Consider the following 219-nt stretch of genomic DNA (forward strand, 5'->3'; position numbering starts at 1 on the left):
ACCTTGGCCTTGATCCACTCCGGCTTCCGCTCCACCGGGACAGCCGAGTTGCGCTGCTCGATCCGCAGCATCTTCCGGCCTTCAGGTGCCAATGTCATTGTTCTTCTTTCTTCAGCATTCCACCACGTTGACGGCGAGTCCGCCCATGGCCGTTTCCTTGTATTTGGAGCTCATGTCCTTTCCGGTCTCGCGCATGGTCACAATGACCTCATCCAGGGA

1 protein-coding gene is annotated in these 219 nt (G+C 57.5%); it reads right to left on the bottom strand.

Annotation, left to right across the window (positions count from 1 at the left end; genetic code table 11):
- Positions 1 to 111: 111 nt before the first annotated feature.
- Positions 112 to 219, bottom strand: a 108-nt coding sequence (locus tag AC5RTE_RS17180; RefSeq protein WP_494042585.1) for an L-serine ammonia-lyase, iron-sulfur-dependent, subunit alpha, incomplete at its 5' end; no start/stop codon positions are given.

The sequence above is a fragment of the Arthrobacter sp. K41 genome (genome assembly GCF_059089645.1).